This window comes from Sulfitobacter sp. D7 (assembly GCF_003611275.1).
In the GTDB taxonomy this organism is placed as follows: domain Bacteria; phylum Pseudomonadota; class Alphaproteobacteria; order Rhodobacterales; family Rhodobacteraceae; genus Sulfitobacter; species Sulfitobacter profundi.
Map to the genome: position 1 here is coordinate 1,578,027 of NZ_CP020694.1, position 22,986 is coordinate 1,601,012.

The window sequence follows — 22,986 nt, forward strand, 5'->3', positions numbered from 1 at the left end:
TCAGCCCAGAGAGATGCCCAAAATCACCATCATCAGGCCGATGACGGATAGAAACAGCGCGCCCATGTTCAACGGCACCACTTTGCGCAATACAACGCGCATCGCCTCATCGTCCAGCTGCGCGCGTTTGGCACGGCTCACTTTGACGATGCACCAGCCAAGACCGAGCAATCCCAGAAGGGACAGACCCGCGCCGCCCCAGACCATGAGATCGAAAATAGATGTGTTTGCGCTTTCCATGGCGGCAGAGCTACGCCAAACCGCCAAGGGGGGCAAGTCCCGCTTGCGGGCTGGGCATCCAGCCTGTAGTCACACCCGCCAGAGCCAGCCAATCCGTGAGGACTTTCCATGAGCGATACCAGCACCAACCCCGATGTCGTCGAATCCCAAGGCGATGCGACCTACCGGGTCACCGCCAATGAGCTGCGCCAGTTCGTCGAGCGGATCGAGCGTTTGGACGCCGAAAAGAAAGACCTCGCCGAGCAGCAAAAAGAGGTGATGTCCGAAGCGAAATCGCGCGGCTACGACACCAAAGTGCTGCGCAAGGTGATCGCCCTGCGCAAGCGTGACAAGGACGACATCGCCGAAGAAGAAGCGGTGATGGAGATGTATAAAGAAGCCTTGGGCATGTGAGCGCCCGGCCGCAGCGGAACTGAATTTTCCGCGCGGCCTTGAATGCCTGTCACCCGTGCCCATTTGCATCGGGCGTCTGCGCGGTCTCCGCGACGCCCGATGGTCTGAGACCGGTGAGTTTTTCTCGTGAACATTCTGTTTGTCCTTAGCGGTTTGCTGGGGCTCGTGCTCGGTGGTGAGTATCTGGTGCGCGGTGCGGTGGCGCTGGCGCAGCGGGTTGGGCTATCGCCACTGGTGATCGGTCTGACGGTCGTGGGGTTTGGCACTTCGGCGCCTGAATTGGTGACTTCTGTTCAGGCGGCTTTGCTGGGGGCACCGGACATCGCGCTTGGCAATGTCGTCGGGTCGAACATCGCGAATATTCTGCTGATTCTCGGCCTTGCCGCACTAATCGCGCCGATTGGCATCGCGCGGCGCAGCTTTGCGCGCGACGGGACAGTGATGCTGGCGGCAAGCTTGCTTTGTCTGGGCCTCGTGATGCTGGGCCGCATCGACCGGCTGGCGGGGATTTTGGCCCTCGTGGGGTTGGCGACCTACCTGATTTATACCTTTCGCAGTGATCGAAACAGCCAGCAGGCGGCGGAGCCTTTGCCGGATCAAGCACGGATCGGGCTGGCGTTATTGTGGTTGTTGGGTGGGCTGGTTCTAACCATCGTCTCGGCTCGGTTTTTGGTCACGGGATCGGTCGCCTTGGCGCAGGCCGTGGGGCTCTCTGAGGCGGTGATCGGGTTGACCATCGTGGCAGTGGGGACTTCGATGCCGGAATTGGTCACATCGGTCATCGCCGCCCGGCGCGGGCAGAGCGATGTGGCTTTGGGCAACGTGGTCGGCTCCAATATCTTTAACATCCTTGGTGTGCTGGGGGTCACGGCGGTGATCCAGCCGGTCAATGTGGCCGCTCAGATCGCCACACTCGACATCTGGGTGATGCTGGGGGCCAGCGTGGCGCTGATCGCCTGCGCGGCCTTTGGCGGGCGCGTGACGCGCGGTCAGGGGGCGGCCTTTGCATTGGCCTATGCGGGCTATATTGCGGTGCTCTTGGTCTGAGGTCTGGGCGGGTTCCGCCGTAGGGGCGGGGGCGTTTTCTGCGGATGTGGTGCGATGGACCGCGGACCCCCTTGCGCAGGCGGTTCAACCCCCATAGAAGGGCACAAATTTTCGCCCGCGCCCCCGCCGCGCGGCCTTACCCTATGGAGCACACATGCAGGTCAACGAGACGCTGAACGAAGGTCTGAAACGCGGTTACAACATCACCGTGACCGCCGCCGAACTCGAAGCCAAGGTCAACGAAAAGCTGGCCGAAGCGCAGCCCGAAGTCGAGATGAAGGGCTTCCGCAAGGGCAAGGTTCCCATGGCGCTGTTGAAAAAGCAGTTCGGCCAGCGGATCATGGGCGAAGCGATGCAGGAAAGCATCGATGGCGCCATGGCAGAGCATTTTGAGACGTCCGGCGACCGCCCCGCAATGCAGCCCGAGGTCAAAATGACCAATGAGGACTGGAAAGAAGGCGACGACGTCGAAGTCTCCATGGCTTACGAAAAGCTGCCCGAAATTCCCGAGGTTGATCTGAGCAAGATCGAACTGGAAAAGATGGTGGTCAAGGCCGATGACGCCGCCGTCGAAGAAGCCCTGGCAAGCCTTGCCGAAACCGCACAAGACTTCAAAGCCCGCAAAGAGGGCGCCAAGGCGGAAGATGGCGATCAGGTTGTGATCGACTTCAAAGGCTCCGTCGACGGTGAAGAATTCGAAGGTGGCGCTGCCGAAGATTACCCGCTGGTTCTGGGCTCCAACTCCTTCATCCCCGGCTTTGAAGAGCAGCTGGTCGGCGTTAAGGCGGGCGAAGAAAAGTCCGTCGTCGTGAACTTCCCCGAAGAGTATCAGGCCGAGCATCTGGCCGGTAAGGAAGCGACCTTCGCTTGCACCGTCAAAGAAGTGAAAGAGCCCGTCGCTGCTGAAGTGAACGACGAGATGGCAAAGAAATTCGGTGCCGAGGATCTCGACGCGCTGAAAGGTCAGATCGCCGAGCGTCTGGAAGCGGAATACGCCGGTGCCTCGCGCGCCGTGATGAAGCGTAACCTGTTGGACGCGCTGGACAAAGAAGTCAGCTTTGACCTGCCGCCCTCGCTGGTTGACGCCGAAGCCAAGCAGATCGCACATCAGCTGTGGCACGAGGAAAACCCTGACGTAGAAGGCCACGATCACCCCGAGATCGAGCCCTCAGACGAGCACAAGACACTGGCCGAGCGCCGTGTGCGTCTTGGCCTGCTGCTGGCCGAACTGGGCCAGAAGGCCGACGTTCAGGTGACCGACGCCGAGATGACCCAAGCGATCATGAACCAGGCGCGTCAGTACCCGGGTCAAGAGCGCCAGTTCTTTGAATTCGTTCAGCAAAACCAACAGATGCAGCAGCAGATGCGCGCGCCGATCTTTGAGGACAAGGTTGTCGATCACGTGGTCGAACAGGCCAAAGTGACCGAGAAAGAAATCTCGAAAGAAGAGCTGCAGAAGGCTGTTGAGGAACTGGAAGACGAATAAGTCTTACCGGATCGGATTACGGGGCAGGGGCGACGGGCAACCGTCGCCCTTGTTTCGTTTGGGGGGTGTTGTTGTTGAAATGGGCCGTCCGGCGGGATGGCGGGCATCACCCTCAGTTGCAGAGGGCGGTTTCGCTATGTCCAAACTTGGCAGTGGTGAGAGTCGGTTTGCTGGCCTTCTTGCCGCCTCCAATGACTGAGCCAGAAGGTTTACCGAACCTTGGCAGGAACATCAGCCACGGATCACAGATGTCCCGCCCCGGTGGTACACCGGGCATCGCTTTCCCTCCGGAGGGCGATTTTGCAACGTCAGATGGTTGGCGCGTTAGCGGTTTCGGCATATTACCGGGGAACCCAAGCGTAGCAACGCCCCCCGGGGAGGGTGATGCCCTCTGTGGCAACGTCGAAACTTGAGTGGCGGCGGAGAGAGGCGGCCCGCTGTGGGCCACCCCCGACAGGCAAGGCTTCGTACAGCTTACAACGTGATCCGGAACTGGGCGAAGCCGTTTTCCGTATCGCTGACCTGCTCCATCGCCACGCCGGTCACCTCATCCACGTAATCCGCGGCCTTCGGTCCGGTTTCGAACATCACGCTGGTGCCCTCCATCGGGGCAAAGCGCCAGTTGCCATCGGCGCGGGGGCTGATGGTGCCTTTTTCGACGATATAGCGCACAATCACATCGCGGTTGGTGTCGGGCCCTTCAAAGACGATGGTATCGCCCTTCGCGCCGGGGAATGCGCCGCCACCGCTGGCGCGGTAGTTGTTGGTGGCGATGATGAATTCGGCATTGGGATCAAGCGGTTGCCCTTCGAACTCAAGGTTCACGATCCGGTTCGCCTCAGAGTTCGCCACGGTTCCCTTGGGGCCGAATTTGGACGGCTGGCTGAGGTCGATCTGATAGCTTACGCCGTCGATCACATCGAAGTTGTAGCTGGGGAACTCTGGGTTCAGCAGCGGCTGGTTGGCCTCGCCGGGGGTGATCTGGTTGAACATGCCCGCTGACCGCTCAAGCCAATCCTTCACCTGCGCACCGGTGACGCGCACGGCGCGGGCGGTGTTGGGATAGAGGTAGAGGTCAGCCACATTCTTGATCGCCACATCACCCTTGGGGACATCGGTGTAATACTCTGGCCCGCCCCGGCCACCGGCCTTGAAGGGGGCGGCGGCAGACAGGATCGGCAGCCCCTCATGCTCGGTCCCTTTCAGCATCTGTGCGATGTACCAGCGCTGCGCGTTTGAGACGACCTGCACCGACGGATCATCGGCCACCAGCGCGAAATAGCTGTGTAGATTGGCGTCGGTCTTGCCCACGGCGCGGCGGACATAGGCGAGCGTTTCGTCATGGTCTTGCTGAACCGAGGCCAGAACCTCTGCGTCGCTTTCCACCAGCGGCATGACCGAGCGGTCTTCGTTGCGCTGCGAAATGGCCCGCGCCTCGGCGCTGTGGCTGGCGATGCGCCAACCGCCCGCGTCGCGTTCCAACATCAGGTCGATAAGGCCCAGATGGCTGCCCCAGAAGCCGCCCATGGTGGCGGGCTTGCCGTGGATCGTGCCGGCGCTCACATCCACGCCGGGATAGTCCGCATAGCTGCCCGAGGGGAAGACGAGGTGGCTGTGCCCGGTCATGATGGCGTCGATCCCGTCAACGGCGGCGAGGGGGACGGAAGCGTTCTCCATCATGTCTTCTTCTTTGGCGGCCCCAATGCCCGAATGCGACAGCGCGATGATGATATCGGCGCCAGCCTCTTTCATCTGCGGCACCCAAGCGCGGGCGGTCTCGAGGATGTCGCGCGCCTGCACTTTGCCTTCGAGATGGCGGCGGTCCCATGCCATGATCTGCGGCGGGACAAAGCCGATGATGCCGATCTTGATTGGATGGGCCTCGCCCGCGCCATCGGTCAACATTCGGTCCAGTAAGACATAGGGTTTGACCAGCGTGTCATCGTCACTGGGCTTGGCCCCGACCTTTTTGACGACATTGGCGCTGACCACCGGGAAGTCGGCCCCGGCGAGGGATTTCATCAAGAAATCAAGCCCGTAGTTGAATTCATGATTGCCCAAGGTCGAGGCGTCAAAGCCAAGCGTATTCATCGCTTGGATCACCGGATGCATGTCGCCTTCTTTCATGCCGCGCTCATAGGCGATGTAGTCGCCCATCGGGTTGCCCTGCAGGAAGTCGCCGTTGTCGAGCATCAGCGTATTGGTCGCCTCGGCGCGGATCGACTTGACGATGCTGGCGGTGCGGGAAAGCCCGACGGTGTCGACCTCTTTGTCGGCGTAATAGTCATAGGGAAAGACATGCACATGCAGATCCGTCGTCTCCATCAGTCGCAGGTGCGCTTGATTGGCGGCAGCGCGGAGAGAGAAGGGGTGAAGGGCCAGCAGTCCGGCAGAGCCGGCGAGAAAGTGACGGCGGTTGAGGCGGAGGGTCATGCGGCGTTCCTTCTTAACGTGATTAACACCTACCTGCGGCGAAGCGAGAGGCCGCGCAAGCCTAAAAATTAATCACCCGCCCCTCAGGCCGGTTTCCACCAGCATACCGCGTTTCTTGGCTTCGTAATAATAGCCGCGGGCGTACCACTTGATGGCGGTGCCGTGGTCTCCGTCGGACAAAAGCCAAGCGCCGCGCAGGTATTTCAGGGCGTATTTCAGATTGGTGTCGGCGTCCAAAAGGTCAGACGCGCTGCCTTGGAACCCCATGGAGCGGGCGGTGGCGGGCAGGATTTGCAGCAGGCCGTAATATGGGCCGTTGCGGGCGCGCGGGTTATGGGTGCTTTCGCGGATGGCCAGACGATGAACCAGAGGGCGCGGCAGATCGTAGAAGTCGGCCCAGTGGTTGATCTTGCGCCGCAGGTCGGGTGTCTCATTCGGGTGCAGGGGCAGGGCCGGGCGCTGCGGGGGCGTGGGAGAGACTTCGGGCGCAGCGCTGCACGCGGTGATCGTACTGGCAGCGATGAAAGAGAGAAACATGCGGCGTGTTGTCTGAGGCATGATGCACCGAGGCTTGTTATATCGGCGCGAAGATCACCGCTGCGGGCCTTTCGGGCAAGCGTGTCGGCAAAACATACGCGGCCCCTTGCCCAGCGGTTGGGGCGCAAAGCGCGGCTTTCCGCCACGCTTAGACGTCAGCGACGATTTCGCCTTTCATTTCACCGGTCATGCGGGTCTGATCTTCGCGCTTCACCGAGCGGCGAACCTCGTCGATCTTGAGTTCGGCAGCGTCGCGCGTGGCCTTGTCGGGCCATTCGGTGATTGCGGCACTGGTGCGCTCAGAGGTGCGGACCACGGTAACGCGGCTAGCGCCAAAGCTTTTGAGGGCGGGCAGGCGCTTTTCTTCGATGGCGCGTAGGGCCACGTCGTAATCCGCCCCGTCGGCGATCTCCCAGGTGGTGATGGTGATGTAACGCATGTGTCATCCTCCATGCTGAATGGAGGTAGCATAGCACAGAATGGACTGTTTTTACAGGATTTCGCGCGAGAGGTGCAGGCGGGCCTTGCGACAGGCTAGCGCATAAAAAAACGCCGCGCGGAAAGCCGCGCGGCGTTTTATGTCAGATCGGACAGGTCGGATCAGCTGTTGCTGTCGTCCTGCGCGTCGCCCTCAGGGGTGCGCACCACGTCCGAGTCGCCGTCTTCGTCAGCGGCAGAGCCGATGTCGTCAAAGAGTTCGGAGATCTCGAATTCAGCTGCGGCTTCCTCTTCGGCGGCCAGTTCCTGAATCGATTTGCCCGACGCCTGAAGCTCGGCCTCTTCGGGCGAACGTGCAACGTTCAGCTCGATTGTGGCGGTCACTTCGGGGTGCAGAACAACCTGAACTTCGTGGACACCCAGATCTTTGATGGGCTGGCCCAGAACAACCTGCTTGCGGTCGACCGAGAAACCTTCGGCTGTTGCTGCTTCGGCGGCGTCACGTGTGGTGACAGAGCCGTAAAGCGCGCCAGCGTCGGAAGCAGAGCGAATCACGACGAATTGCTGACCGTTCAGCTTTTCCGACATGGCTTCGGCTTCTTTTTTGGTCTCGAGGTTTTGCGCCTCAAGCTGGGCTTTCTGACCTTCGAAGGCTTCGACGTTGGCCTTGGAGGCCGACAGCGCCTTGCCTTGGGGCAGAAGGTAGTTGCGAGCGTAGCCCGACTTCACGTCGACGACTTCGCCCATCTGGCCCAGTTTGGCCACACGTTCCAGAAGGATAACTTGCATGTGCTCTCTCCTTACTTAACGGCGTAGGGCAGCAGGGCGAGGAAACGAGCGCGTTTGATGGCACGGGCCAGTTCGCGTTGCTTCTTGGCCGATACGGCGGTGATACGGGAAGGAACGATCTTGCCACGCTCAGAGATGTAGCGTTGCAGCAGACGTGTGTCCTTGTAGTCAATCGCAGGTGCGTTGTCGCCCGAGAAAGGGCACACTTTACGACGACGGAAAAATGGTTTTGCAGCCATGATTTAAGTCCTTTTCTTCAAGCGTTGATCAACGGCGTTCGCGGCGGTCGGGCCGCTCGTCACGCTTTTGCATCTGTACGGACGGCAGTTCTTTGTGCTCATCAACTTTGATGGTCAGAACGCGCATCACGTCGTCATGCAGGCGCATCAGGCGTTCCATTTCCTGCACGGCGGTCGCAGGGGCGTCCGAACGCAGGAAGGCATAGTGGCCCTTGCGGTTTTTGTTGATCTTGTAGGCCATCGTTTTGACGCCCCAGTACTCGCTGTCGACGAGCTTGCCGTCGTTGTCCGCGAGGACGGTGCCAAAGTGTTCGATGAGGCCTTCTGCTTGCGTGTTGGACAGGTCCTGACGCGCAATCATAACATGCTCATATAGCGGCATGTGCACTCCTATATTTATATCAAGGCGCATTTCATAGGCGGGGCAAAATCCTTGCGACCCCACCACGAGAGTCTGCGCGGTTCATATGCTTTGCAAGGAAGCGCCCGTATACACGGTTTGCGCCGCACGGCAAGCCCCAAGCGCCTGCGGCAAGGCTTGTTCGGCTGGGGCGCAGAGGATACATCAGGCAAAACGCATAAGAGAGGCCGCAACCATGAGCATTGCATTCGTTTTCCCGGGCCAGGGTGCCCAGACCATCGGCATGGGCCGCGATCTGGCCGAAGCCTATCCTGAAGCCCGCGCCGTTTTCCAAGAAGTCGATGACGCCCTTGGCGAAAAACTGTCTGACCTGATCTGGGAGGGGGACATCGAGACGCTGACCCTCACACTGAACGCCCAGCCTGCGTTAATGGCCACGTCGATGGCGGCGATGGCCGCGCTGAAGGCCGAAGGGATCGAGGTTGGCAAAGCGGCCTTTGTGGCGGGCCATAGTCTTGGCGAGTATTCCGCGCTTTGCGCCGCAGGGTCGCTGTCGCTTGCCGACACCGCACGGCTGCTCCGCATTCGCGGCAAGGCGATGCAGGCCGCTGTCCCAGTGGGTGAGGGGGCCATGGCGGCGATCCTTGGCCTTGGCATCGAAGAGACCGAGAAACTGGCCGAAGCCGCCGCCGAGGGCGAGGTCTGTCAGGTCGCCAATGAGAACGACCCCAGTCAGAACGTATTGTCGGGCCACAAAGCCGCAGTGGAACGTGCTGTGGCCATGGCCAAGGATGCTGGCGCCAAACGGGCGTTGCTGCTGCCGGTCTCTGCGCCTTTCCATTGCCCGTTGATGGGGCCTGCGGCGGATGAGATGGCGCGCGCTTTGGGTGAGGTTACGTTTAATGATCCCGTCGTGCCGCTGGTCGCCAATGTCACTGCGCAGGCCGTCACCGATGCCGCGAAGATTCGCGAGTTGCTGGTCGAGCAGGTCACAGGCCGGGTGCGCTGGCGGTCTTCGGTTGAGTGGATGGCCGCGCAGGGCGTGACCGAAGCATGGGAGATCGGCGCGGGCAAGGCGCTGTCGGGCATGATCCGCCGGATCGACAAATCCGTCGCCACCCGCAGCATCGGCACGCCGGATGAGGTCACAGCCGCGAAAGAGGCGTAACGCCCCGGAGGGCCGAGATGACGATGCAAGAAACCCTGACGCTGCTGCCGGAATGGCTGATCTGGTGGTTCAACTGGCTGGTCTTTGGCGTGGCGATCTTGCCCTTGGCGCTGCTGATCTGGCCGCAGAGCCGCAAGGTCGGGGTGATTGCCGTGGCCGCCAGTATCCTTACCGGGGCGGCAGTCTACGGCATGTTCCGGCAAATGGGATACGTCAAACTTCTCGGTCTGCCGCATCTGCTGATCTGGGGGCCGCTGGCATTCTATCTGTTCCGCAAACAGGCCAAGGATGCCATGCCCATCGCGGCGCGGTGGATCATCCGGGTGATCTTGGTCACCTTGCTGATCTCGCTGGCCTTCGATGTGGTGGATGTGCTGCGTTATATCTTGGGCGAGCGGACGCCGCTGGGGAGTGACGCATGAGGCGGCTGATTGCCGTCTTTGCACTGCTGCTTTCGGTCGTGGCCTGCGGCACGCTTGAGAATGCCAGCGATGGCACGCGGATGCAGGTTCAGGGGCCGTATCTGTTGATGTCCGGCACGATCACCAGCCGGACGCCTGCGGCTTTCGCGCGGCATCTGGCCGAGAATCCGCGGATTGATACGGTGGTGCTGGGGCGGATCGACGGCTCTATTGATGCGGCAGCGACGCACCGTATGGGGCGACAGATTCGCAGATTGGGACTGGCGACCGAGCTGCGGTCGGGCAGTGTGGTTGATTCTGGCGGTGTGGAGCTCTTCATCGCGGGGGCCGAGCGGCGCATGGCACCGGGGGCGGCGCTGCGGGTGCATTCATGGCGCAATGGCTACCGCGAGGGCAGCAGCTATCCACGGCAATCGCCCAAACACCAGATGACACGGCGCTATATGGCCGAGATGCTGGGCAATGACGGCTTTTACTGGTTTACCTTGCAGGCAGCGCCATCTGACAGGATACACAAGATGACAGCGGATGAAATTCGCCGCTACGGGCTGCTGACGCGGCCCTGACTGATAGAATAAAGGAAGAGACATGTTCGATCTTACAGGAAAGAATGCCCTGATCACCGGCGCTTCGGGCGGCATTGGTGCGGATATCGCCCGTAAATTGCACGCTCAGGGCGCGACTGTTGGCCTGTCGGGCACGCGGACCGAGCCGTTGGAGGCGCTGAAGGCCGAACTGGGCGAGCGCGCACATGTGCTGCCGTGCAACCTGAGCGATATGGAAGCTGTCGATGCGCTGCCGAAACAGGCGGCAGAGGCGTTGGGCTCAGTTGATATTCTGGTGAACAACGCAGGCATCACCCGCGACAATCTTTTCATGCGGATGTCGGATGATGAGTGGAATTCGGTGCTGAACGTGAACCTCACCGCGACGTTTAAGCTGTGCAAAGGCGTGATGCGCGGCATGATGAAGGCGCGTTGGGGCCGGATTGTGAATATCTCCAGCGTGGTGGGGGCCACGGGCAACCCCGGTCAGGCGAACTACGCGGCCTCCAAAGCGGGTGTTGTGGGCATGTCCAAGTCGCTGGCCTATGAGGTGGCAAGCCGTGGGATCACGGTGAATGCCGTGGCACCGGGCTTTATCACCACCGCCATGACAGACAAGCTGACGGACGAGCAAAAGTCTGGAATCATGGGGCAAATTCCCGCCGGTCGCATGGGCGATCCGGATGAGATCGCCGCCGCCGTGGTCTATCTTTCCAGTGCCGAGGCCGCTTATGTGACAGGGACCACCTTGCATGTGAACGGCGGTATGGCCATGTTGTGACCCTGCGCTGCAATAGCGTTTGCCAAGCCTTCGGCATGTGCTAAAGGGGGCGCAGAATCGAAACGAAGGGTGCTTGATTGCCCCCTCCGCCTTGTGCGAACAAGGAAAATAGCCGCCCCTTTTGGGGCATCCTCCAAACGCTGATCATCGGCGGGCGGAAACCAAAAGGGGCCTGAATGGCCCGAAGACATGAGGACTTATTATGAGCGACGTCGCAGACCGCGTGAAAAAGATCGTTGTAGAACACCTGAGCGTGGAAGAGGACAAAGTGACTGAGAATGCGTCGTTCATCGACGATCTCGGCGCTGACAGCCTTGACACAGTGGAACTGGTGATGGCGTTCGAAGAAGAGTTCGGCATCGAGATCCCCGATGACGCCGCTGAGAACATCCAGACCGTTGGCGATGCGGTCAAGTTCATCAAAGAAGCCTCCTAAGGCTTTGCCGGGCAACCGGCAGAATTGAGATTTGAAAGCGGCGTTGTTCCTAGCGGAATGACGCCGTTTTTATTTGCCGCAACTGGCTGGGCTTGTCCCTCTGGTGCTGAGGCCGCATGTCTTCGCCAAGAAGTTTCAAGTGTGAAGGCAATTCACCCCATGTCCCGAACGATCCCGACCATCAACACAGCCAGACTGACCCTGCGCGCCATGCGGGCCGAGGATTTTGAGCGTTACGCTGAGATCTGGGCGATGCCGGATGTGGCGGACCGGATACTTGATCGGCCTCGGGCGAAGGCGCAATCTTGGGACGCCTTCCTGCGCAATGCAGGCCATTGGCAGATCACCGGATTCGGGCAGTGGGCGGTGCAACTTCATCGGCAGAGAGAGATGTTGGGCCAAACCGGTTTCGTCTTTGGCTCGCGCAATTTTGGTGAGGATTTCGATACTTACCCCGAAGCGCGACTGGTCTTGGCCCCACAGGCACAGGATCAGCGTTTAGGGGTTGAAGCAGCGCGGGCGGCGCATGAGTGGTTTGATCGGGTCATCACGGGGCGGACGGTTTGTGTGATCTCTGCCAAGAACGAAGCGGCATTGCGGATCGCGGGCGCGCTTGGATATCAGCCGCTACGTGAGGCAAGCACTGAGGGCGGCCCGGTACATTTGTTAACACGGCGCGGCCCGCCGGGGTGAGCCTGCCGCGATCCCGTCATTCGGGGCAATAGCCGCGTGAATCTGAGGATCGGCGTTTTTGTGCTATGCCTGCGGACCACCGCCGATATGCTTGTGCCTACAGGCTTTTGCAGGGTAAGAGGTTCGCCGAGAGATTATCGGCAAGGGGCACTAAGATGCGCAGAGTTGTAGTAACGGGTTTGGGTTTGGTTACCCCCCTCGCGGACGGCGTGGAAGAAAGCTGGAAACGGATCCTTTATGGGCAATCCGGGGCCGGACCGATCACCGGCTTTGATCCCAGCAAATTGGTGACCCAATACGCCTGCGAAGTGCCATTGGGCGATGGCAGTGATGGCACCTTTGACGCCAATAAATACATGGAGCCGAAAGAGCAGCGGAAAGTCGATACTTTCATCCTGTTCGGCATGGCCGCCGCCCAGCAGGCGGTTGAGGATTCGGGGTGGATGCCGACCGAGAAGGAAGATCAAGAGCGTACTGGCGTGTTGATCGGCTCGGGCATCGGCGGGTTGAACTCCATTGCCAATACCGCCGTGATGATGGCCGAAAAGGGTCCGCGCCGCGTGAGCCCGTTCTTCGTGCCCGGCGCGCTGATCAACCTGATCTCGGGTCAGGTCTCGATCCGCTACGGTTTCAAGGGGCCGAACCATTCGGTCGTGACCGCCTGCTCCACCGGGGCGCATGCCATCGGTGACGCGGCGCGTCTGATCAAATACGGCGATGCGGATGTGATGATTGCAGGCGGCGCAGAGGCGGCGATTTGTGAGATTGGCATGGCGGGTTTTAATGCCTGTAAGGCGCTGTCGACCAAACGCGGCGACGACCCCAAGAAAGCCAGCCGCCCCTATGACATAGACCGTGACGGTTTCGTTATGGGCGAGGGCGCGGGCATCGTGGTGCTGGAAGAGTATGAGCACGCCAAGGCGCGCGGTGCGAAAATCTATGCCGAAGTGCTGGGCTATGGCCTGTCGGGCGACGCGCATCACATCACGGCTCCATCGGAAGACGGCGAAGGTGGCGAACGTTCCATGCGTGCGGCGCTGAAGAACGCGGGTCTTGAGCCAGCGGATGTGGATTACATCAACGCGCATGGCACCTCGACCATGGCCGACACCATCGAGTTGGGAGCGGTTGAGCGTTTGATGGGCGATGCGGCGGACAAGGTCACCATGTCCTCTACCAAATCCGCGACCGGGCACCTCTTGGGGGCTGCGGGCGCGATTGAGGCGATTTTCTGCATGCTTGCGATCCGCGATCAGGTGGCACCGCCGACCATCAACCTTGATAACCCAGCGGTTGAGACACCGATTGATCTGGCGCCGAACAAAAAGGTTGAGCGCAAGATCGACGTGGCGCTGAGCAATTCGTTCGGCTTTGGCGGCACAAACGCATCGGTACTGTTCGGGAAAGTCCGCTAAATGTGGCGTCATATCGCTTCTAACGCCGTGACGTTTCTGTTGGTCGGCCTGTTTCTGCTTGGGGGGATCATCCTCTGGGGCAAGACGACCTATGTCTCCGAAGGGCCATTGGAGCAGGCGATCTGTGTGCAGGTCGAGCGCGGCTCGAACATGCGGCAGGTGAGCCAGAGCCTTGAGGAACAGGGCGCGGTCTCTTCGCCCGCGCTCTTTCGCATGGGCGCGGATTACGAGGAGAAGTCGAGCAGCCTGAAAGCGGGCAGCTTTCTTGTGCAGCCCGGCACGTCGATGCAGGGGATCGTGGATATCGTGACCCAAGGCGGGGCCAGCACCTGCGGCACCGAGGTTGTGTACCGCGTGGGCGTGAACCGCGTAAGCGTGCAGGTCCGCGAGTTGGACCCGGTCACAAGCCGGTTTGTTGAGCGCGCGGAGTTCACGCCGGGTGAGGCAGAAACCCCTGAGGCATACTCCGAAATCTCTAGCAAGAACGACACGCGGTTTCGGGTGGCATTGGCCGAGGGCGTGACAAGCTGGCAGGTTGTCGAAGCGCTGAAACAGGTCGAGCAATTGACCGGTGAGGTTGAAGAGTTGCCCGCTGAGGGCAGCCTTGCGCCTGACAGCTATGAGGTGCGCCCCGGTGATGACCGCGCCGAGGTGATCGCGCGGATGACGGCAGCGCAGCGGGTGCTGTTGGCAAACGCTTTTGAGGCCCGCGACCCTGATCTGCCTATTGAGACGCCGGAGGAACTGTTGATCCTTGCCTCGATCATCGAAAAGGAAACCGGTGTGGCGGCGGAGCGTGAGCAGGTGGCGAGCGTTTTCGTGAACCGTCTGAACCAAGGCATGCGTCTGCAAACGGACCCGACGGTAATCTATGGTGTGACCGAGGGTAAGGGCGTGTTGGGCCGCGGTTTGCGCCGCTCTGAGCTGCGGGCAGAGACGCCGTGGAACACCTATGTAATCAACGGTCTGCCGCCGACCCCGATCGCGAACCCGGGCCGGGCAAGCCTGATGGCCGCGGCGCAACCGGCGGAGACGGATTTCGTCTTCTTCGTGGCGGATGGCACCGGGGGGCACGCTTTTGCCGAGACCTTGGATGAGCATAACCGCAACGTGGCGCGTTGGCGTCAGATCGAGGCGGAGCGTGGCGCGGAAGCGGCGGGGAATGCCTCAACAGGTGGTAACTGAAACGACTAGAGACCCCGCTGGAGACAGCGGGGTTTTTGCTTGCCGATGGGGGTCTCCGCGCGGCGGCGTAAGGTCTTGTTAACATAGTTTTTCTTGACTTTGCGCACGGTCTAACGTAGGACTTGTTGCACGCTAGAAGACATGGGCGAACGGCCCCGGGGTGACCCGGTGGTCGTTTTTTTGTGCCTGCTCGGTTGGGGAAAACCAACGAGAGGTAAAGCGATGACGATAATTACCCCGGAGCAAGAGACGCAAGACAGCGCAGACATCCTGCGCGGTCTTCAAGAAGCAATCGGCGCGCTGCGTCGGGAAATCGAAGGTCTGACTGAACAGACCCGGTCCGGGGGGGAACTCAAGGAAACTGCGGTGTCTAGCAACACGTCCAAAGTGGCGGGTTTGCTGGCGCATTGCCTGAAAGCGGAGAATACGCTGAATGACTGTCGAAACCGACAAGCTGGAATCGCGCGCGGGGGCTATGCCCTCGACATGGACAAAGCGCGGGCTGACATCGGGTGCAAGCTGGATCGCCTGCGCCGATGCTCTGACCCAGGCGCAGTTTCTGAATGACCTAGATGAGGGAGAGCTACTGGCTCTCCCTTTTTTGTTCGAGTTCTGGGCGTTGGACCATCAACTGCCGCCCGAGGGTGATTGGCGGACATGGGTGATCATGGGCGGTCGCGGTGCGGGGAAGACCCGCGCCGGGGCCGAATGGGTGCGCAGCAAGGTTGAGGGGAGTAGGCCGTTGGATGCTGGGGAGTGCAGCCGCGTGGCGCTGGTGGGCGAGACGATTGAGCAGGTGCGCGAGGTGATGATCTTTGGCGACAGCGGCATTCTGGCCTGTAGCCCGCCGGATCGGCGGCCCGATTGGGAGGCGACGCGCAAGCGGTTGGTCTGGCCCAACGGCGCGATTGCGACGGTGCATACGGCGCATGATCCCGAAGGGCTGCGCGGGCCGCAGTTTGATGCGGCTTGGGTGGATGAATTGGCGAAATGGAAACGCGGGCAGGAGGCTTGGGATCAGTTGCAATTTGCGCTGCGCTTGGGGGAGCGGCCTCAGGTCTGTGTCACCACGACGCCGCGCAATGTGGATGTGTTGAAGGCGCTTTTGGCCGCGCCGTCCACGGTGACGACCCATGCGCCGACGGAGGCGAATGCGGCGAACTTGGCGGGGTCTTTCCTTGAAGAGGTGCGGGCGCGGTACCGCGGCACGCGGCTCGGTCGGCAGGAGTTGGACGGAGTGTTGCTGGCGGATGCGGAGGGCGCGCTCTGGACCTCGGCTTTGCTGGAAGCGGGCCGGTTGCGCGCGGCGCCGGAGTTGGATCGGATCGTGGTGGGCTTGGACCCGGCGACGACCAGCGGGGCGGGCTCGGATGAATGTGGGATCGTTGTAGTGGGCGCGCAGACCAAAGGGCCGCCGCAGGATTGGCGGGCGGTGGTGCTGGCCGATTGCACGGTGCGGGGCGCCACGCCGAACGGCTGGGCGCAGGCGGCGATAGCGGCGATGACGCGCTATGGGGCGGACCGTTTGGTGGCCGAGGTGAACCAAGGGGGGCAGTTGGTCAGTGAGGTCTTGCGGCAGGTCGATCCGTTGGTGTCACTCAAGACCGTTCATGCGGCACGGGGCAAGGTGGCGCGGGCGGAGCCTGTGGCCGCGCTTTATGAGCAGGGGCGGGTGAGCCATTTGCCGGGGCTGGATGCATTGGAGGATCAGATGTGTCTGATGACGGCGCGGGGGTACGAGGGCAAAGGCAGCCCGGACCGGGTCGATGCGCTGGTCTGGGCGCTGCATGAGCTGATGATTGAGCCTGCATCGCAGTGGCGCAGTCCGGGGGTGCGGAGCCTGTAGGGCGGGCGTTGCGCAGGGGAGCGTGCGGTCGGTTACCCGGCCTTTAATATTTTATTGAGACAGTCTGACAACGCCGGGCAGCAGAGGATCACGCCGCTGCAAAGGCCGGGCAGAACGAGGAGCGACAGATGGTATTCGATTTTCTACGGCGCGGCGCGGCTGAGACCGTTGAGCAGAAAGCTTCGGCGACCGGGCCGGTCGTGGCCTATCAGACCTCGGGTCGTGTCGCTTGGAGCCCGCGGGACAGTGTGAGCCTGACGCGCTCGGGCTTTTGCGGCAATCCGGTTGGGTTTCGCTCGGTCAAGCTGATTGCCGAGGCGGCGGCGGCCTTGCCGCTGGTCGTGCAGGACGCGGCGCGGCGCTATGGCGATCATCCGCTGATGTCGCTGATGCGCCGCCCGAATGCGGGGCAGGGCCGGGCCGAGTTGTTCGAGGCGCTCTACGGGCAGATGCTTCTCAGCGGCGATGGCTATGTCGAGGCGGTGGGCGGCGAAGGCGGTCTGCCGATTGAGTTGCATGTGCTGCGCTCGGACCGGATGAGCGTGGTGCCGGGGGCGGATGGATGGCCGGTGGCCTATGAATATGCGGTGGGCGGGCGCAAGCATCGCTTTGACGCCAGCGGGGCGGTGACGCCGGTTTGTCATATCCGCAACTTTCACCCGCAGGACGACCACTACGGGTTCAGCCCCATGCAGGCGGCGGCGATGGCGATGGATGTGCATAACGCGGCGAGCCGCTGGTCGAAGGCGCTTTTGGACAATGCGGCGCGGCCGTCGGGGGCGATTGTGTACCGCGGGGCCGAGGGGCAGGGCAAGCTGAGTGAGGATCAGTATGATCGGCTGGTGAGCGAGATGGAGAGCCATCATCAGGGCGCGCGCAATGCGGGGCGACCGATGCTGCTGGAAGGTGGGCTTGACTGGAAACCGATGGGGTTTTCGCCCTCGGACATGGAATTTCAGAAGACTAAGGAAAGTGCCGCGCGTGAAATTGCGCTCGCCTTTGGGGTGCCGCCGATGCTGATCGGGGTGCAGGGGGATGCGACCTATGCCAATTATCAGGAGGCGCATCGGGCATTCTATCGTCTGACCGTTCTGCCGCTGGCGACACGGGTGACGGCTGCGCTGGCGGAGTGGTTAAGCGGGTATCTGGGCGAGACGGTGAGTTTGAAGCCGGACTTGGACCAAGTGCCGGCCTTGGCGGCCGAGAGGGATGCGCAATGGTCGCGGGTCTCGGCAGCGGCGTTCTTGAGCGATGCGGAAAAGCGCGCCCTGTTGGGGCTGCCTGCGGTGGCGAATGATGCCTGAATTGCGCGAGATCGAGCGGTTCGAATGCGCGCCGGGATTGCGGCTTCAGGCGCATGAGACGCTGAGCGCGGTACACCGCGAGAACATGCAAAAGCGGCTCGACCGGATTGAGCAGATGATGGAACGGCTGGAACGGCGCTTGTGGTTGACGGTTTACGGCGTGGTCGCGGTGATCTTGGCGCAGGCGGTGCAATCCTTTCTGGTGGTGGCGCCGTAGCGGGCTGAAAAAGAGGAAATAACAATGGGTTATCAGATAATAAACTCCGGCGCTCTGCCGGAGAACGGGGAAGGTCTGTGTGCTGGGGCCGCTTTGGAACATAAGTTCGCCCGTTTCGGCACGGTGGCTGAGGTGGAGGGCGGGCTGGAGATCAGCGGATACGCCAGCCTTTTTGGTGCGGTGGATCAGGGGGGCGACGTGGTGGAAGCCGGCGCCTATGCGGCGAGCCTTGCCCAAGTCACGAAAGCCGGGCGCAGCGTCAAAATGCTGTGGCAGCATGATCCCGGCCAGCCCATCGGGGTCTGGGACGAGGTGCATGAAGATGGCCGGGGCCTGTGGGTCAAGGGGCGCATCCTGAGCAGTGTTGCCAAGGGGCGGGAAGCGGCCGCGTTGATTGAGGCAGGAGCCATCGACGGGCTCAGCATCGGCTACCGCACCGTGAAGGCGGGCAAGAATACTAAGGGGCAACGGCTGCTGACGGAGTTGGAGCTTTGGGAGGTGTCTTTGGTGACCTTTCCGATGCTGCCCTCGGCGCGGGTGGGGGCCAAGGGGGATTTCAAGGCTGTGGGTGATGTTCTGCGGGACATGGCGGCGGCCTTTGACGCGGCGCGGCGCGATATGGCGCGCGGCTGAGCCTGAGTTTGACTGAGCAAGATCAGAGGAAAAGCAATGACCAAGAGCGAGATGAGCACAAAGGCGGGCGCAGACCTGTCCCCGGCGGAGGAAGTGCGGCAGGCCGTGAGCGGTTTTGTCAGTGACTTCAACGGCTTTCGGGCCGAGATCAATACGAAACTTCAACAATCAGAAGAGCGAATTGCCATGATGGACCGCAAGATGACCCTGCCTGCCCGCAGCCCTTTGGGCGGCGCGATTGAGCAAGATGCACCGCATAAGAAAGCCTTTGACGCCTATCTGCGCAATGGCGATGACGATGGGCTGCGGGGGCTGGAACTGGACGGCAAATCGATGTCGACGGCGGTGAACTCGGATGGCGGCTATCTGGTGGATCCGCAGACATCGGAGCGGGTGCAATCGGTGCTGAATTCCGGCGCATCAATCCGCGCGATTGCGGCGGTGGTGCAGGTCGAGGCCACGTCTTATGACGTGCTGGTCGATCATGCCGATGTGGGGGCGGGCTGGGCCACCGAAAGTGGTGCGCAGGCCGAGACGGACACGCCGCAGATCGACCGGATCACCGTGCCGCTGCATGAGTTGAGTGCACTGCCCAAGGCGAGCCAACGGCTGCTGGACGACAGCGCCTTTGATATCGAAGGCTGGCTCGCGGGCCGCATCGCCGACAAATTCGCACGGGCCGAGGCGGCGGCCTTTGTCAGCGGTGATGGGATCGACAAACCGACCGGTTTTTTGAGCCATCCGGCGGTCGATAACGACGTCTGGAGCTGGGGCAATCTGGGCTATGTCCCCAGCGGCACCAACGCCAATCCCGAGGCGGATGCGATCATTGAATTGGTCTACGCCCTTGGCGCGGCTTACCGCAAGAACGCGGTCTTCGTGATGAACTCCAAGACCACGGCCAAGGTGCGCAAGTTGAAAGACACCGACGGGCGCTTTCTGTGGTCGGATGGGCTGGCCGCGGGAGAGCCTGCGCGGTTGATGGGATATCCGGTGCTGGTGGCCGAGGATATGCCCGACCCGGCGACGGATGCGATGGCTATCGCATTTGGTGACTTCTCGGCCGGGTACACGGTGGCTGAGCGCCCCGATCTGCGGATCCTGCGCGATCCCTTCAGCGCCAAGCCGCATGTGCTGTTCTATGCGACCAAACGTGTCGGCGGTGACGTGAGCGATTTCGCGGCGATCAAGCTGATGAAATTCGGCCTGGCGTAAGCCGGTGCCGAAGCCGGGGCCGGGGCAACTTGGCCCCGGTCCGGACGTGCGCCTGCAAGGTTGTGTTGTCTAGCTGCTCCCCTCCGACCGAGCAATGCAACCGGTGCGCGTCCGGGAATAAGCGCATGGCCCCATGGGGCGAGGGAGCGAATTTTGGAGACTTTCGATGATGTTGATCGAAGAGACAAATGTGCCGGATGCGGTCTTGCCGGTTGAGGCCTTCAGAATGCATCTGCGCCTTGGCAGCGGTTTTGGGCAGGACGGCCTTCAGGAGCCGGTGTTGCGCAGTTTCCTGCGTGCGGCAATCGCGGCGGTGGAGGCGCGGACGGGGAAGGTGTTGATCACCCGGCGTTTTGCCCTGTCGCTGACCTTTTGGCGCGATGCGGCGGCGCAGGTTTTGCCGGTGGCGCCCGTGCAGGAGGTCGCGCGGGTGGCATTGGTCGCGCGTGATGGGGCAGAGACGCTGGTTGACCCCGACCGCTATTGGCTGGAGCGCGATGCGCAAGCGCCGCGGTTGCGCGCCAGCACAGCCGCCTTGCCCCGCATCCCGAGTGCCGGGGCCGCGCTGATCAGTTTCGACGCAGGCATGGCCGCCGATTGGGCCGGACTGCCGGATGATCTGGCCCAAGCGGTGATGCTGCTGGCGGCACATTATTATGAATACCGCGACGATACGGCGCTTGGCGAAGGGTGCATGCCCTTTGGTGTCAGCAGCCTGATTGAGCGCTACCGCCGCGTACGTGTCGGCTTTGGTGGTGCGGCATGAGCCGCCCGCATTTGAACCGCCCGCTGGCCTTGGAAGCCCCACAACGGGTGAGCGATGGCGCGGGGGGGCATACCGAAGTCTGGCAGCCTTTGGGCACCCTTTGGGCAGAGGTTCGCGCGCGGACGGGGCGGGAAACCACCGCAGGCGGGGTGGCCGTCAGCCGGATGGGGTTCAAAATCACGGTCCGCGCGGCACCGCAGGGCGCGCCCGACAGGCCGACGCCGGATCAGCGGTTTCGGGAAGGCACGCGGGTTTTCGTGATCCGGGCGGTGGCCGAGAGCGATGCAGGCGGGCGGTATCTGACCTGCTTTGCCGATGAGGAGGTGGCGGTATGACCTACGCGCTTTCAGGGGCTTTGCAGGCGGCGGTCTATGACCTGTTGCAGAGTGATCCGGGGCTCACGGCCATGATCGGCGATGCGGTCTATGACGCGGTGCCGGGGGGGAGCTTGCCCGAGACCTACGTTCTGCTGGGGCAGGAGATGGCGAAGGATGCGTCTGACCCCGAGGGCGCGGGCGCGGACCACCGCCTCACCCTGTCGGTGATCACCAGCGCGCTTGGGTTCAGCACGGCGAAGGGCTGCGCGGCTGTGATCTGCGATTTGCTGCATGGGGCGCAGCCAGCGCTTAGCCGCGGGCATGTGGTGGATATGGCCTTTCTCAAAGCGACGGCACGGCGGATCGACGGGGCCGCGGGGCGGCAGATCGACCTGCAATTCCGCGCCCGGGTCGCGGATGCGTAAGACTTCAGATTCTAGATTGGTGCGAGGAGATAGAGATGGCAGTGCAAGCGGGCAAAGACCTTTTGGTCAAAGTGGATATGACCAGCGATGGTCAGTTCGAGACGATCGCCGGGCTGAGGGCCAAGCGGGTGAGTTTCAACGCCGAAACGGTGGATGTGACCTCGCTCGATTCAAGCGGGGGTTGGCGGGAGTTGCTGGCGGGCGCGGGGGTACGCTCGGCCGCGATCAGTGGCTCGGGGGTGTTTCGCGATGCGGGCACGGATGAACGGGCGCGGCAGTTGTTCTTTAACGGGCTGACGCCGGATTTTCAGGTCATCATCCCGGATTTCGGTGTGGTGCAGGGGCCGTTTCAGGTCTCCGCCCTGGAATACGCGGGGTCCCTGAATGGGGAGGCCACGTTTGAGTTGAGCCTGCAATCTGCGGGAGAGCTGGTCTTTACCCCCGACGTGGTGGTGTGACCATGGCAAACCCATGGCGCGGCGAGGTGAGCCCGGTGATCGATGGCAAGCGGCATCAGGCGCGGCTGACCCTTGGCGCCTTGGCCGAGTTGGAGGCGACGTTGGAGGCCGACAGCCTTGTGGCCTTGGTGGAGCGGTTTGAAAGCAATCGCTTTTCCAGTCGCGATGTGCTGGCCCTGCTGCTTGCCGGGCTGCGCGGGGGCGGAGCGGTGATGGACGCCGCAACGCTTGAACATGCGCAGATTGAGGGCGGGCCGATGGCGGCGGCACGAGCGGCGGCGGAATTGCTGGCGCGGGCCTTTACGGTGCAGGCGTGAGCACGGCGCAGGGCTTTGACTGGCCCGCCCTGCTGCGGGTGGGCCTGTCGCGATTGCGCCTGCCGCCGGAACAATTCTGGGCGCTGACGCCGGCGGAGTTGCAGTTGATGCTGGGCCCACCGTCCGCGGCAGCGCCGCTGCTGAGTGAGGGCCTCGCCGCGCTGATGGCCGCCTATCCAGACGAGATGAAAGGGGCCGATGATGGCTGACTTTGATGATTTCGAGAACCTTGAGAGCCGCGCTGACGGGCTGAATGAGACGCTGGCTCAAACCAGCGGTTTGGTTGCCGGGTTCGATGGTGAGTTGCGGCGCATGCGCAGCGCGCTTTCCGCAACGGGCAAAGATGTGGCGACCCTCGAAAAAGGGCTGAGCCGTGGGCTGCGCCGGGCGTTCGACGGGGTAGTTTTTGACGGCGCCAAACTGTCGGACGCGCTGAGCGACTTGGCGCAATCGATGATCCGCACGACCTACAACGCCGCGATGCGCCCGGTGACCGATCATTTCGGCGGGCTGATCAGCGAGGGGGTGGGCAGTGTTGTGGAAGGCATTTTGCCCTTCGCCAATGGCGCACCCTTTTCCCAAGGCAAGGTCATGCCGTTTGCGCAGGGCGGGGTGGTGACTTCGGCCACCGCGTTTCCGATGCGCGGCGGCACGGGGCTGATGGGAGAGGCCGGGCCAGAGGCGATCATGCCGCTGGCCCGGGGGGCGGATGGCAAGCTGGGGGTGCGCGGCAATGGCGGGGGTGCGACCACAATCGTGATGAACATCACCACGCCCGATGTGCAGGGGTTTCAGCGCAGCCAAAGCCAGATTGCCGCTCAACTAAGCCGCGCTCTCAGCACGGGCAACCGCAACCGATAAGCCGCGCGGCGGTTAAAGG

The 22,986-nt window shown here is 62.1% G+C and carries 30 protein-coding genes; 23 read left to right on the top strand and 7 right to left on the bottom strand.

The genetic code is table 11. From position 1 onward, the window contains the following. The gene (locus tag B5M07_RS07635; protein WP_205570913.1) at positions 1-240 is read right to left on the bottom strand and encodes a hypothetical protein; all 240 of its coding nucleotides are present in this window, start codon (positions 238-240) and stop codon (positions 1-3) included. A 108-nt stretch (positions 241-348) separates the two neighbouring features. Here B5M07_RS07635 and B5M07_RS07640 point away from each other — a divergent pair, with 108 nt between their 5' ends. The 3 genes from B5M07_RS07640 (at position 349) to tig (ending at position 3,166) form a co-directional block, all read left to right on the top strand. After that, positions 349-633, top strand: coding sequence for a DUF2312 domain-containing protein (locus tag B5M07_RS07640; RefSeq protein ID WP_067938722.1), 285 nt, complete (start codon positions 349-351; stop codon positions 631-633). A gap of 126 nt (positions 634-759) precedes the next feature. Further along, entirely contained in the window at positions 760-1,680 is a 921-nt protein-coding gene (locus tag B5M07_RS07645; protein WP_120350860.1) for a calcium/sodium antiporter, read from the top strand. A gap of 154 nt (positions 1,681-1,834) precedes the next feature. After that, positions 1,835-3,166 carry a trigger factor gene (gene tig, locus B5M07_RS07650; protein WP_120350861.1) on the top strand — a complete coding sequence of 444 codons (1,332 nt, stop codon included), beginning with the start codon at positions 1,835-1,837 and terminating at the stop codon, positions 3,164-3,166. A 474-nt stretch (positions 3,167-3,640) separates the two neighbouring features. Here the strand turns inward: tig and B5M07_RS07655 are convergent, their stop codons facing one another. From B5M07_RS07655 to rpsF, 6 genes are all read right to left on the bottom strand, one after another. After that, positions 3,641-5,599: a bifunctional 2',3'-cyclic-nucleotide 2'-phosphodiesterase/3'-nucleotidase gene (locus B5M07_RS07655; protein ID WP_120350862.1), complete on the bottom strand. Its 1,959-nt coding sequence runs from the start codon at positions 5,597-5,599 to the stop codon at positions 3,641-3,643. 72 nt (positions 5,600-5,671) lie between these two features. Beyond that, positions 5,672-6,157 (bottom strand): lytic transglycosylase domain-containing protein, encoded by a 486-nt coding sequence (locus B5M07_RS07660; RefSeq protein WP_240791532.1) that lies wholly within the window; start codon positions 6,155-6,157, stop codon positions 5,672-5,674. Positions 6,158-6,284: 127 nt separating this feature from the next. Next, on the bottom strand, positions 6,285-6,575 hold the full coding sequence (locus B5M07_RS07665) for a hypothetical protein (protein ID WP_067626666.1): 291 nt from the start codon (positions 6,573-6,575) through the stop codon (positions 6,285-6,287). A gap of 161 nt (positions 6,576-6,736) precedes the next feature. Further along, positions 6,737-7,363 carry a 50S ribosomal protein L9 gene (gene rplI / locus B5M07_RS07670; RefSeq protein ID WP_120350864.1) on the bottom strand — a complete coding sequence of 209 codons (627 nt, stop codon included), beginning with the start codon at positions 7,361-7,363 and terminating at the stop codon, positions 6,737-6,739. An 11-nt stretch (positions 7,364-7,374) separates the two neighbouring features. Further along, the gene (gene rpsR / locus B5M07_RS07675; protein ID WP_005852865.1) at positions 7,375-7,602 is read right to left on the bottom strand and encodes a 30S ribosomal protein S18; all 228 of its coding nucleotides are present in this window, start codon (positions 7,600-7,602) and stop codon (positions 7,375-7,377) included. A gap of 28 nt (positions 7,603-7,630) precedes the next feature. Then, the gene (rpsF, locus tag B5M07_RS07680) at positions 7,631-7,984 is read right to left on the bottom strand and encodes a 30S ribosomal protein S6 (RefSeq protein ID WP_007119975.1); all 354 of its coding nucleotides are present in this window, start codon (positions 7,982-7,984) and stop codon (positions 7,631-7,633) included. 214 nt (positions 7,985-8,198) lie between these two features. Between rpsF and fabD the strand changes: the two genes are divergently transcribed. The 20 genes from fabD (at position 8,199) to B5M07_RS07785 (ending at position 22,967) form a co-directional block, all read left to right on the top strand. Continuing rightward, complete coding sequence (gene fabD / locus B5M07_RS07685; protein ID WP_120350865.1) at positions 8,199-9,131, top strand: ACP S-malonyltransferase; 933 nt, start codon at positions 8,199-8,201, stop codon at positions 9,129-9,131. A 17-nt stretch (positions 9,132-9,148) separates the two neighbouring features. Then, entirely contained in the window at positions 9,149-9,553 is a 405-nt protein-coding gene (locus B5M07_RS07690) for a hypothetical protein (protein WP_120350866.1), read from the top strand. Beyond that, positions 9,550-10,119 (top strand): alpha/beta hydrolase, encoded by a 570-nt coding sequence (locus B5M07_RS07695; protein ID WP_120350867.1) that lies wholly within the window; start codon positions 9,550-9,552, stop codon positions 10,117-10,119. Before B5M07_RS07690 ends, B5M07_RS07695 begins: the two co-directional genes overlap by 4 nt. Before the next feature lie 22 nt (positions 10,120-10,141). Continuing rightward, a complete protein-coding gene (gene fabG / locus B5M07_RS07700) occupies positions 10,142-10,879 on the top strand; it encodes a 3-oxoacyl-[acyl-carrier-protein] reductase (protein WP_120350868.1) in 738 nt (245 codons plus the stop codon). A 202-nt stretch (positions 10,880-11,081) separates the two neighbouring features. After that, positions 11,082-11,315, top strand: a complete 234-nt coding sequence (locus B5M07_RS07705) for an acyl carrier protein (protein WP_067261852.1) — start codon at positions 11,082-11,084, stop codon at positions 11,313-11,315. 159 nt (positions 11,316-11,474) lie between these two features. Continuing rightward, positions 11,475-12,008 carry a GNAT family N-acetyltransferase gene (locus tag B5M07_RS07710; protein WP_120350869.1) on the top strand — a complete coding sequence of 178 codons (534 nt, stop codon included), beginning with the start codon at positions 11,475-11,477 and terminating at the stop codon, positions 12,006-12,008. A 155-nt stretch (positions 12,009-12,163) separates the two neighbouring features. Next, a complete protein-coding gene (gene fabF / locus B5M07_RS07715) occupies positions 12,164-13,423 on the top strand; it encodes a beta-ketoacyl-ACP synthase II (RefSeq protein ID WP_120350870.1) in 1,260 nt (419 codons plus the stop codon). After that, the gene (gene mltG / locus B5M07_RS07720; RefSeq protein WP_120350871.1) at positions 13,424-14,608 is read left to right on the top strand and encodes an endolytic transglycosylase MltG; all 1,185 of its coding nucleotides are present in this window, start codon (positions 13,424-13,426) and stop codon (positions 14,606-14,608) included. A gap of 475 nt (positions 14,609-15,083) precedes the next feature. Further along, positions 15,084-16,454 carry a DNA-packaging protein gene (locus B5M07_RS07730; RefSeq protein ID WP_441351408.1) on the top strand — a complete coding sequence of 457 codons (1,371 nt, stop codon included), beginning with the start codon at positions 15,084-15,086 and terminating at the stop codon, positions 16,452-16,454. Positions 16,455-16,582: 128 nt separating this feature from the next. After that, complete coding sequence (locus tag B5M07_RS07735; RefSeq protein WP_120350873.1) at positions 16,583-17,758, top strand: phage portal protein; 1,176 nt, start codon at positions 16,583-16,585, stop codon at positions 17,756-17,758. Next, positions 17,748-17,975, top strand: a complete 228-nt coding sequence (locus tag B5M07_RS07740) for a GTA head formation protein, RCAP_rcc01685 family (protein ID WP_386283658.1) — start codon at positions 17,748-17,750, stop codon at positions 17,973-17,975. The genes B5M07_RS07735 and B5M07_RS07740 overlap by 11 nt, the downstream gene beginning before the upstream one ends. Positions 17,976-17,999: 24 nt before the next feature. Then, entirely contained in the window at positions 18,000-18,608 is a 609-nt protein-coding gene (locus tag B5M07_RS07745; protein ID WP_205570914.1) for an HK97 family phage prohead protease, read from the top strand. A gap of 36 nt (positions 18,609-18,644) precedes the next feature. Continuing rightward, on the top strand, positions 18,645-19,823 hold the full coding sequence (locus B5M07_RS07750) for a phage major capsid protein (RefSeq protein WP_205570915.1): 1,179 nt from the start codon (positions 18,645-18,647) through the stop codon (positions 19,821-19,823). A 166-nt stretch (positions 19,824-19,989) separates the two neighbouring features. Further along, positions 19,990-20,589 (top strand): head-tail connector protein, encoded by a 600-nt coding sequence (locus tag B5M07_RS07755; RefSeq protein ID WP_120350874.1) that lies wholly within the window; start codon positions 19,990-19,992, stop codon positions 20,587-20,589. Continuing rightward, positions 20,586-20,924 carry a phage head closure protein gene (locus B5M07_RS07760; RefSeq protein ID WP_120350875.1) on the top strand — a complete coding sequence of 113 codons (339 nt, stop codon included), beginning with the start codon at positions 20,586-20,588 and terminating at the stop codon, positions 20,922-20,924. Before B5M07_RS07755 ends, B5M07_RS07760 begins: the two co-directional genes overlap by 4 nt. Beyond that, positions 20,921-21,331 (top strand): DUF3168 domain-containing protein, encoded by a 411-nt coding sequence (locus tag B5M07_RS07765; RefSeq protein ID WP_120350876.1) that lies wholly within the window; start codon positions 20,921-20,923, stop codon positions 21,329-21,331. The genes B5M07_RS07760 and B5M07_RS07765 overlap by 4 nt, the downstream gene beginning before the upstream one ends. Positions 21,332-21,366: 35 nt before the next feature. Next, positions 21,367-21,789: a phage major tail protein, TP901-1 family gene (locus tag B5M07_RS07770; protein ID WP_067624345.1), complete on the top strand. Its 423-nt coding sequence runs from the start codon at positions 21,367-21,369 to the stop codon at positions 21,787-21,789. Positions 21,790-21,791: 2 nt separating this feature from the next. Further along, the gene (locus tag B5M07_RS07775) at positions 21,792-22,106 is read left to right on the top strand and encodes a gene transfer agent family protein (protein WP_120350877.1); all 315 of its coding nucleotides are present in this window, start codon (positions 21,792-21,794) and stop codon (positions 22,104-22,106) included. Further along, complete coding sequence (locus B5M07_RS07780) at positions 22,103-22,315, top strand: rcc01693 family protein (RefSeq protein ID WP_120350878.1); 213 nt, start codon at positions 22,103-22,105, stop codon at positions 22,313-22,315. Before B5M07_RS07775 ends, B5M07_RS07780 begins: the two co-directional genes overlap by 4 nt. After that, positions 22,308-22,967, top strand: coding sequence for a phage tail tape measure protein (locus B5M07_RS07785; RefSeq protein WP_120350879.1), 660 nt, complete (start codon positions 22,308-22,310; stop codon positions 22,965-22,967). Before B5M07_RS07780 ends, B5M07_RS07785 begins: the two co-directional genes overlap by 8 nt. Positions 22,968-22,986 lie beyond the last annotated feature (19 nt).

Coding starts and splice junctions, on each gene's coding strand:
- B5M07_RS07660 (WP_240791532.1), bottom strand. CDS start 6,157: ATGCCTCAGACAACACGCCGCATGTTTCTCTCTTTCATCGCTGCCAGT.
- B5M07_RS07730 (WP_441351408.1), top strand. CDS start 15,084: ATGCCCTCGACATGGACAAAGCGCGGGCTGACATCGGGTGCAAGCTGG.
- B5M07_RS07775 (WP_120350877.1), top strand. CDS start 21,792: ATGGCAAACCCATGGCGCGGCGAGGTGAGCCCGGTGATCGATGGCAAG.
- B5M07_RS07665 (WP_067626666.1), bottom strand. CDS start 6,575: ATGCGTTACATCACCATCACCACCTGGGAGATCGCCGACGGGGCGGAT.
- rplI (WP_120350864.1), bottom strand. CDS start 7,363: ATGCAAGTTATCCTTCTGGAACGTGTGGCCAAACTGGGCCAGATGGGC.
- fabD (WP_120350865.1), top strand. CDS start 8,199: ATGAGCATTGCATTCGTTTTCCCGGGCCAGGGTGCCCAGACCATCGGC.
- fabF (WP_120350870.1), top strand. CDS start 12,164: ATGCGCAGAGTTGTAGTAACGGGTTTGGGTTTGGTTACCCCCCTCGCG.
- B5M07_RS07705 (WP_067261852.1), top strand. CDS start 11,082: ATGAGCGACGTCGCAGACCGCGTGAAAAAGATCGTTGTAGAACACCTG.
- B5M07_RS07635 (WP_205570913.1), bottom strand. CDS start 240: ATGGAAAGCGCAAACACATCTATTTTCGATCTCATGGTCTGGGGCGGC.
- B5M07_RS07740 (WP_386283658.1), top strand. CDS start 17,748: ATGATGCCTGAATTGCGCGAGATCGAGCGGTTCGAATGCGCGCCGGGA.
- B5M07_RS07690 (WP_120350866.1), top strand. CDS start 9,149: ATGACGATGCAAGAAACCCTGACGCTGCTGCCGGAATGGCTGATCTGG.
- rpsF (WP_007119975.1), bottom strand. CDS start 7,984: ATGCCGCTATATGAGCATGTTATGATTGCGCGTCAGGACCTGTCCAAC.
- B5M07_RS07765 (WP_120350876.1), top strand. CDS start 20,921: ATGACCTACGCGCTTTCAGGGGCTTTGCAGGCGGCGGTCTATGACCTG.
- B5M07_RS07735 (WP_120350873.1), top strand. CDS start 16,583: ATGGTATTCGATTTTCTACGGCGCGGCGCGGCTGAGACCGTTGAGCAG.
- mltG (WP_120350871.1), top strand. CDS start 13,424: ATGTGGCGTCATATCGCTTCTAACGCCGTGACGTTTCTGTTGGTCGGC.
- B5M07_RS07695 (WP_120350867.1), top strand. CDS start 9,550: ATGAGGCGGCTGATTGCCGTCTTTGCACTGCTGCTTTCGGTCGTGGCC.
- B5M07_RS07745 (WP_205570914.1), top strand. CDS start 18,000: ATGGGTTATCAGATAATAAACTCCGGCGCTCTGCCGGAGAACGGGGAA.
- B5M07_RS07710 (WP_120350869.1), top strand. CDS start 11,475: ATGTCCCGAACGATCCCGACCATCAACACAGCCAGACTGACCCTGCGC.
- tig (WP_120350861.1), top strand. CDS start 1,835: ATGCAGGTCAACGAGACGCTGAACGAAGGTCTGAAACGCGGTTACAAC.
- B5M07_RS07750 (WP_205570915.1), top strand. CDS start 18,645: ATGACCAAGAGCGAGATGAGCACAAAGGCGGGCGCAGACCTGTCCCCG.
- B5M07_RS07640 (WP_067938722.1), top strand. CDS start 349: ATGAGCGATACCAGCACCAACCCCGATGTCGTCGAATCCCAAGGCGAT.
- B5M07_RS07770 (WP_067624345.1), top strand. CDS start 21,367: ATGGCAGTGCAAGCGGGCAAAGACCTTTTGGTCAAAGTGGATATGACC.
- B5M07_RS07655 (WP_120350862.1), bottom strand. CDS start 5,599: ATGACCCTCCGCCTCAACCGCCGTCACTTTCTCGCCGGCTCTGCCGGA.
- B5M07_RS07760 (WP_120350875.1), top strand. CDS start 20,586: ATGAGCCGCCCGCATTTGAACCGCCCGCTGGCCTTGGAAGCCCCACAA.
- fabG (WP_120350868.1), top strand. CDS start 10,142: ATGTTCGATCTTACAGGAAAGAATGCCCTGATCACCGGCGCTTCGGGC.
- B5M07_RS07755 (WP_120350874.1), top strand. CDS start 19,990: ATGATGTTGATCGAAGAGACAAATGTGCCGGATGCGGTCTTGCCGGTT.
- B5M07_RS07785 (WP_120350879.1), top strand. CDS start 22,308: ATGGCTGACTTTGATGATTTCGAGAACCTTGAGAGCCGCGCTGACGGG.
- rpsR (WP_005852865.1), bottom strand. CDS start 7,602: ATGGCTGCAAAACCATTTTTCCGTCGTCGTAAAGTGTGCCCTTTCTCG.